Below are 8,173 nucleotides of genomic sequence, written 5' to 3' on the forward strand. Positions count from 1 at the left end.
ATTGAGCAGTAACGTTTTGATGAGGAATGGATAACCATGACCATTAATACCGCCAAGCTGGAGACCATTATCCAAAATTTTGTCACCAGCACCAGTGAGGTTCAAGGAGCTGCTTTAGTTTCTCCTGATGGACTGCCTATAGCATCCAGTTTACCGAGCGAGATGGATGAAGAACGAGTATCAGCCATGTCAGCTGCTATGTTATCCCTAGGTGAACGGATTGGCTCGGAATTGTCCAGAGGCATTCTAGACCGCATCTTCGTAGAAGGTAATAAAGGTTATGGCATACTAACCAACTGTGGCGAGTATGCTGTTCTATTAGTCTTAGCCACCAAGGCAGCTAAACAGGGGGTGCTGATGCTGGAAATCAAGCGGGTGATTCCAGAGTTGAAGGCAGCCTTAGAGCCTCACCATTCCATACCAGGAATTTATGAAACAAAACTCTAGTTAAAGTGCCACAGCAAAGATATGAAAGGTTGCCACTGCTTATATCATGTCGGGATAATTACCCTTAATAAAAACCTCCCCCATCTCCCCATCTGGCCATCTCCCCATCTCCCTACACTCCCCATCCTCCCGGCGCCCCCGCCCCTTAATTATGGGTATTCAACCAGACTTGATATTCGAGTAGGGTGGGTGAATTTCATCTTGACAGATAGTTCAATATAATGTATTATTTGCTATGATTTTTCGTAAAAATGCTCACTGTTATTTGAATAATTTAAGAAATCCTTTTGATTTTAGGTAACTCAAGATACCTATGGTCTTAACTGGAAGTTGCTATACTTGCAAAGCTATCTAAGCGCCAGGTTTGAGTTAAGCCTATTGCCAATGTCAGATTGCCAATGTCAGAAACCCTGCTGAACCTCTCCTCTCTGATGCTTATATCTTCATTTGACGCATCAGTCATAAGATATAAATTTTTTACTTTACACTTAGGGAATTACTAACCCAATGGTTATAAATGTATTGTAAAATAATTAAAATTTAATAACTTTACTATAAAATCCCAAAAAATGGATAAAAAAAAGAGATTATTAATTAGGTGATGTGACTATCAATAAATTTAAGCCTAGTAATAGGTTAATTGATTTATTATTGACAAGTAATGGCTATCACGAGTTCTTTAGCGGAATTTTCCCTCCCAGAATTGTTTCAGTTCCTCGATCAGGGAAACAAAACTGGATTACTAACCCTCCGATTCAAGCTAAGTAGGCATAGTCAAGAAATAAAAGCTCGACATATTCTACTGCGCCAAGGTCGGATCTTGGCAGTTAGCCATCGTCTGGATCACCAATGCCTGCTGAAAATGATGTGTCAGCGGGGTTGGCTGAGCCCTGAGGTAATTAATGAACAGGTAAATCGATGTCCGGCGAATAAACCTATTGGTCTGTACTTGAAGACTAAGGGATTTATGCATCCAGAGCAGTTGAGACTACTATTTCATGCCCAGGTTATACGCTCAGTTTGTGGCTTATTCAGGCTCAAAGATGCTAAATTTAGGTTTGACTCTAAGGCAACCTTGCCCACGATAGAAATGACGGGTTTAAGCATCTCAGCTACCAAAGCAACTCTAATTGGTCTGCGAGCTCTACCAGATTGGACTGGATTAGCAGACAAGCTACCTGAGACAACCTCCGCACTATCTAGGGCGATGGTGGGTCATCGCCAGTTAGGGCTAGACCCAATGGAAGCTGGAGTTTGGAAATTAGCCAATGGGTCGATTCCCCTCACTGATATTGCAACTCGGTTGGGGAAGTCTCTGGAAACGGTTCAACAGATATCCTTCCGGCTGATTAGCGTGGGTTTAGTCGCAGAAGTGCCTATGCTTACTTCATATCAACAGAACTATTGGCAATCACAGGGATTAGAGCCAGTCGCCGTTGGGGCAAATCGAACTGAGGAGGACAATCCTCAAGAGCTGAGCAATCGCTTTGTGCAACACTTACTTGGTTTCTTAAGGAGGTAATAACAGCTAGGTAGTTTTTGGAGTTAATGGTAGTTTTTATGCAATCAGAGCATGGTAATCCTAATCCAGTGGTTGACAATAATGTTGTCGTGTTTCCGATTCTGCTTCAGAACGGCTAACAGCAAATAAGCGTGGAAATTATGCGTCTAGTTGTGACCGGTGCCGTGGGTGCTGGAAAATCCTCTTTCATTCGCTCGGTTAGCGAAATCGATGTAGTGGATACAGATTGCCTAGCAACGGACGTGACAACTAAAATTAAGCAAAAAACTACAGTAGCGATGGACTTTGGGCGTTTGCAATTTGCTCGAGATATGGCGCTACATTTATATGGTACTCCAGGACAGTCTCGCTTTGATTTCATGTGGGACATCCTGATTCGGAAAGCCCATGCTTACATACTCCTTGTTGATGCCCATCGTCCCAGTCAGTTTAGCTCTTCCCGTCGCCTGCTCAGTTTTATGCAACAGCGTGTAAAAATTCCCCTAGTGATTGGTCTAACCCATGTCGATTGTGATGGAGCTTGGTCAGAAGAGGATATAGCGATCGCATTGGGCTTTGTGGATGAAAGCAATCGACCCCCGATGGTCAGCCTCAATGCCAATCAACGAGATTCTGTGATTCAAGCATTAATAGTGCTAGTACAATATATCATTAAATGTGACATCTCCCACACTCACCCTAATGGTTAGAGTGTGGGCTGATCGCCGTAAAATCTAAATTTAGGATCTAGGGCGTGTCATCAATTAAGCCAGATTACGGCAGCAGCCAGATAAATTGCTCCTAGAAAGTTCTTGGCTCGCTTATCGTAGCGCGTCGCGTTCGCGAAGCGTGACCAAAGGTCAATCCCTCGATATTGCTTGAGTCGGGCAAAGAAATTCGTGGCGCAGATGTCGTGCTTTGTACAAATGTCTGTCATACTCACGAGCAATAGTACGGTTGCGCTTGGGCGGAATAACGGCTGTTTTTCCCTGTTGTTGGAGTCGCTCAATCACGCGCTGATCAGCATCATATCCCTTGTCAGCCAGCAGTGTATCAGCAGCCAAATCTTTAAGCAGGACATCAGCTCCATCGAGGTCACATGCTTGTCCCGGGGTCAAGTGAAAACTGAGGGGATTGCCCAAGGCATCGACGCTTAGCATGAATCTTGGTACTCAATCCACCTTTACTACGACCGATGGCTTCGGTTGACCCATCCCCCCTTTAGCCCCAGCACTGTGCTGGTGAGCACGCACAATAGTCGAGTCAATCATGGCGTATTCGTTGTCCGCATCGTCGGCTAAGGCCTCAAACACCTGTTGCCACACCCCGCGCTTTGCCCATCGACTAAAACGGGTATGAACAACTCGAAAATCACCAAATCTTTCCGGTAAGTCCCGCCAGGGAATCCCAGCTCGATAGCGGTACAACACAGCTTCAACAAACAATCGATTATCTTTAGCTGTTACTCCTACCGTCTCTTTTCGCCCTGGTAGTAGGTCTTTTATCCGTTCCCACTGGTCCGAGACGCAAAGCATAGCGGCGTATCATGATAGCACAGCTCCTGATTGACTAAACTCTCTACAGCTACCGATTCTAAACTAAATTGATACCTATTTGATGACACGCCCTAGCGATACTAGGTTTTGGTGTCTTTAAGCCATTTTGAGGTGTTTTTTGATAACTAGCAACTTAGGTTAGTAGTAGGGTAGATAATGCCAACCCTAGCAGAACTTAGGCAGCAATTCTACCTGTAGCTTCTGTTAATAATTCCCCCTACTACTTCTGGACTAGTGTTCTCGAAGAACAGAGGCTTGATCGCCACCCTTTCATTAAAGGAGTGGTAAAGCAGCTGATCCGCGCGTTGCGATCAAAGATGGGGTGCGACCTCGCGCTTTTTGAAAGCTAAGCGTGAAAGCCCACCAAGAGAGGGAAGAATCACTTCTCAATTTGACACAATCTTTACACACTCTTTACATAATTTTGAGATGATCCAGTGCAACTAGCCGTTACTAATGGTAAAACCCAAATAGTGATGAACGCATATCAAGAAATTACATATAGCATCTGTCAAAAGAGGTATATTTTTGAGTGTTCTGTGTTTATCCAAAATTTGTAAAGGACTAGGCTTACAGCAGGATTGTTCATGAGACTTTTGCTGGTAGAGGATGACAATGCTCTAGCTCTAACCTTGAGTAAAGTGTTGAGAGAGCAGAATTATATTGTAAATATTGCTGGAGATGGGGAAGAGGGTTGGGAGTATGCTCAAGCCTTTACCTATGACCTGATTGTGCTGGAAGTGGATTTCCCCAAGATCGATGGTATCAGCTTGTGTGATGGTATCAGCTTGTGTAAGCGACTACGGAAGGCAAGCTACGATAGAGGGATTTTGCTGTTGCTTTCTCAAGCAGCTACTGCTGAGCAAGTCAAGCTTAATGCTGAAGCTGATGATTATATTGTTAAACCCTTTACAGCCAAGGATCTTTTGACTCGGATTAGGACATTACTGCGTCACCACAGTGTTTCTGGATTAAGGCTACTGGAATGGGGTGATGTCTGCCTAGACCCGAGTACCTGTGAAGTAACTTATAAAGGTCAACTGCTCCATCTCTCACCAAAGGAATACGGTCTTCTAGAACTATTCTTGAGCCATCCGCGCCGAGTATTTAGTCAGAGTTTCATTCTCGGACATCTGTGGTCATTTGAAGACCCTCCTTCACCAGAAACAGTTAGGGCACATGTTAAGGGGTTAAGGCGCAAGCTCAAGAGTGTTGAAGCTGATGATATGATTGAAACTGTCTATGGTATGGGCTATCGCCTCAAGAGCTTACCGAGGAGCAAGAGAAAGAAAATCAAACCAACCCCAACCAGGTTCAATCAGCCTTGGGAGCTTTCTAAAGGAACCATGTGGCGTCAGTTTGCCACTGTAGAACAGGCGGTTAATGCTCTCGAAGCCGGACATCTTACTGAGGAGCTGCGAAAACAAGCCCAGCAGCAAGTCCACAAGCTGGTTAGAGCTTTAGATAAGTTTGGCTTAGTGGAAGGATCACGGCTAGCCCAAACTATTGAGTACTGGCTACAGTTCGTCAGTATAACCAAGACAAGGAACTCCGGTAAACTTAGATATCGGTCAAGACGCAGGAACTATGACAACCAAATAGAATTGCCTAGTCCTCAATTACAGCAGCTAACCTCCCCAACTAATATTCAAAATCTGGCATCTTTGGTAGCACTTCTGTCTGAAGAACTCCAGCAACCTCCATCAGCATTCTCTGGTGATGTCATTAGTGAGTTGGAAGATAATCCAACCATTACTGTCTTAAAAGAGTCTGAACTAACCAAGGATGGTAGATCAGAACCCCTGGCACCCGAGCAATTCCCAAAAAAGCTTCCCTTGATTTTAGTTATCGATGGAGAGGTGCAACTGACACAACAGTTGGAAAGAGAAGCAGTAAATTGGGATATGCAAGTAAAAGTTGTCCTAGATCCCAGGGAAGCCAGATTTGTCATGGATCAAGAAGTACCTGATGTTGTTCTACTGGAGTTGATGTTTCCCAATGATCCAGAGGTCGGAATGGCACTCCTAAAATATTTCCAGAACCAATACCCTCAAATCCCAGTAATCGTTTCTACACAGCAAAATCGGTTTAGCGATCGCGTTGAGGTTGCTCGTCAGGGAGGACGGGCGTTTTTATCCAAACCCGTTACCCCAATACAGTTACTAGAAACCGTTGAAGATGTCTTAAATCAAGCTAGACCTTCCACCGCCAAAGTCCTGGCAGTAGACGATGATCCCCTAGTGCTCGAAAGTATACGACACTTCCTACAACCTTTAGGAGTGCAGATTACTACCTTAGAAGAACCCGATCAATTTTGGGAACAGCTCGAAGCGACAGGACCTGATCTACTGATCTTGGATTTAGACATGCCCCAATTCAATGGGATTGAACTGTGCCAAGTTGTGCGCATTGATCGGATCTGGCATGGATTACCTATCCTATTGCTTTGTGAACACCAAGACTCTGAAACAATTCACCGCATTTATGAAGCTGGAGCTGATGACTATATCTTTAAACCGATAACGAAATCCGAGTTAGTCACCCGTGTTTTCCATCGTCTAGAGCGTACCAAACTGCTCCGTAGTTTAGGAGAAACTGACCAATTAACTGGTGTGGCTAATCGTCGTCAATCTACCATAGAATTTAATCGATTACTGCGTTTATCCCAACGCTACCATCAACCTCTTTGCTATGCCTTATTGGATTTAAACAACTTAAAACAGGTGAATGAGCAATATGGTCATGTGATGGGAGATAGAATGCTTAAGCGGTTAGGACAAATCTTGCGGCAAAAGTTTCGCAGCGAGGATATAGTTGCCCGCTGGGGAGGTAAGGAGTTCTTCATCGGGATGTATGGTCTCAATCGACAGGCTGGGGTCAGAAGGCTCCAAGAAATTTTGGAGACTGTTAGTGAAGAATTTGATAACTGTGAGCTAGTGCAGGTAACATTTAGTGCTGGGGTGGCAGAGTACCCTGAGGATGGCACAGACATCGAAAGCCTCTATCGAGCCGCTGATGAGGCTATTGAGCGAGGCAAAGCCACTGGTCAAGATTGTGTATTCCCAGCTCAATCCCTAGTTGGAAACATCAGTCAATAGTAATTTTTGAGTAGTAATTTTTCAGTAGTAATTTGTCAGTAGGTGAGTAAAGCTTTCTCTGTCTTACACTAAGCTGATTTTGATCTAAGCACCTAAACAAAATTAATTACATATTCTTGACCAAAATTGTCAAGAAATTTTTTGAGATATTTAAGAAAGCTTTTCCAGTTTTCGTAAGCATCAATTTCAATCCACTCATACTTAATAAATTTCCAGAAAATTTTAATTAAGTTGTACTTAGGTGAGTAAGTAGGTAACCAAAATCTATCTAAATTTTTGGCTTTCCATTATTCTAGTTTTTCTAGGATTTTATTGCTCGTGTGTATTGAAGCTTGAGCCATTACTACTACAGTGAGTTTATCTAAATTTTTACTAAAATTATATAAAAATTTAATCACGATTTCACTATCAATTGAGCCCTGATGTATTTCGGAATCTAATTGATTTTTACATCCCATTAATCCGAGAACATTAATTCTTTTGCTTTGGCAACTATTAAGAGTTATTCGTTTTAATTTTTCTTGCCATCCGTAAGGAATATCTGGCTTCAAATAGAATCCACTTTCATCTAAATATCTTAAGTCAATTTCTCCTTTTTTAGCTTGCTGTTTTAGCTCTTTTAGTCTGGGTATCTTTACGTCTAGCTCCCATTAATCAGGGGTTTTACTCGTTCCTATCTTCATTCTTTTCCATTTCATATTCAACTTTTTTATGGTTCTTTTTATAGTTTCCTTACTTACATCTATTTTCCACTCTTTATTGATTTTATTTTTAACTTTGTTTAGGCTTTTTGGTTCAGATTTTACCCACTCCTTTACTTGTTGCCTTTGCTCCTGATTTAATTTAGGTTTTCTGCCCCTACCTTTTTGATTGTATATTCCTAGGATTTTTTGATCTTCCCATCTAGTTAACCAGTTATATATAGTTTTTCGATTAACTCCAAATAATAAAGTTAATTCCTTGTATTAAAATTTTTTATAACTCAACAATATACATTTAGCTCTGTCTCTCACTTGAGGATATTTACTTTGCCAACTTATTCTTTATAAAAGTTTTTTAGTCTCGGGATTTAATTCTCTAATGAATCTCATATAAATACCTATTTTGATCGATTTTATCTAATTGTATATTATTATGTCAAAAATAGGTAATTAATTTTGTGCACCTGCTTATTAAACCCAATTGCTACCAGGTAGGACGTGAAAAATGGAACCGATACATTCACATTATTTTCACAATTGGCTCTACTATTTCACAATTGGCTCTACTATAAAGATAGTTTAAAGATTATCGGTGATATTGAACATAAATGTTGAATGATAGTTAAAAACCTATACAAATAGCCTCTAAATTGATAAAATCGAGGCTAAAAAAAATCTTACAATGTTGCTTCAATGAGATCAAATTTTCCACAAATCGTCAAAAGATACCTAGGAAAACTACCCAGGGTAAGCGCAAGAAAAACGAACTCATAATATGCTAGGGGAACCGATGTCACAATCAAGGTATCCAATGGTCATTGGCTTCGATAAACCCACTAAAACCACCGCAACCAGTCCTAAATCCTCACC

4 protein-coding genes and 2 pseudogenes are annotated in these 8,173 nt (G+C 41.8%); 4 read left to right on the forward strand and 2 right to left on the reverse strand.

Annotated elements, in window-relative coordinates; genetic code table 11:
* The first annotated feature begins 36 nt into the window (after positions 1–36).
* From F6K49_RS32010 to F6K49_RS32020, 3 genes are all read left to right on the forward strand, one after another.
* A complete protein-coding gene (locus tag F6K49_RS32010; RefSeq protein WP_071102467.1) occupies positions 37–447 on the forward strand; it encodes a roadblock/LC7 domain-containing protein in 411 nt (136 codons plus the stop codon).
* A 661-nt stretch (positions 448–1,108) separates the two neighbouring features.
* A complete protein-coding gene (locus F6K49_RS32015; RefSeq protein WP_293029069.1) occupies positions 1,109–1,969 on the forward strand; it encodes a DUF4388 domain-containing protein in 861 nt (286 codons plus the stop codon).
* 140 nt (positions 1,970–2,109) lie between these two features.
* The gene (locus F6K49_RS32020; RefSeq protein WP_293029065.1) at positions 2,110–2,658 is read left to right on the forward strand and encodes an ATP/GTP-binding protein; all 549 of its coding nucleotides are present in this window, start codon (positions 2,110–2,112) and stop codon (positions 2,656–2,658) included.
* A 50-nt stretch (positions 2,659–2,708) separates the two neighbouring features.
* Here F6K49_RS32020 and F6K49_RS32025 read toward each other — a convergent pair.
* Positions 2,709–3,496, reverse strand: a pseudogene (locus tag F6K49_RS32025) (IS5 family transposase).
* A 595-nt stretch (positions 3,497–4,091) separates the two neighbouring features.
* On the opposite strand from F6K49_RS32025, the gene F6K49_RS32030 reads away from it, so the two are divergent.
* Positions 4,092–6,602, forward strand: coding sequence for a response regulator (locus F6K49_RS32030; protein WP_293047775.1), 2,511 nt, complete (start codon positions 4,092–4,094; stop codon positions 6,600–6,602).
* A 92-nt stretch (positions 6,603–6,694) separates the two neighbouring features.
* On the opposite strand, the pseudogene F6K49_RS32035 reads toward F6K49_RS32030, so the two are convergent.
* Positions 6,695–7,642 (reverse strand): annotated as a pseudogene (locus tag F6K49_RS32035) (IS630 family transposase).
* Between the last annotated feature and the right edge of the window lie 531 nt (positions 7,643–8,173).

The sequence above is a fragment of the Moorena sp. SIO3I6 genome (assembly GCF_010672095.1).

Excerpts from the sequence above, each read along its gene's own strand:
- F6K49_RS32010 (WP_071102467.1), top strand. The coding sequence starts at position 37 with ATGACCATTAATACCGCCAAGCTGGAGACCATTATCCAAAATTTTGTC.
- F6K49_RS32015 (WP_293029069.1), top strand. The coding sequence starts at position 1,109 with ATGGCTATCACGAGTTCTTTAGCGGAATTTTCCCTCCCAGAATTGTTT.
- F6K49_RS32020 (WP_293029065.1), top strand. The coding sequence starts at position 2,110 with ATGCGTCTAGTTGTGACCGGTGCCGTGGGTGCTGGAAAATCCTCTTTC.
- F6K49_RS32030 (WP_293047775.1), top strand. The coding sequence starts at position 4,092 with ATGAGACTTTTGCTGGTAGAGGATGACAATGCTCTAGCTCTAACCTTG.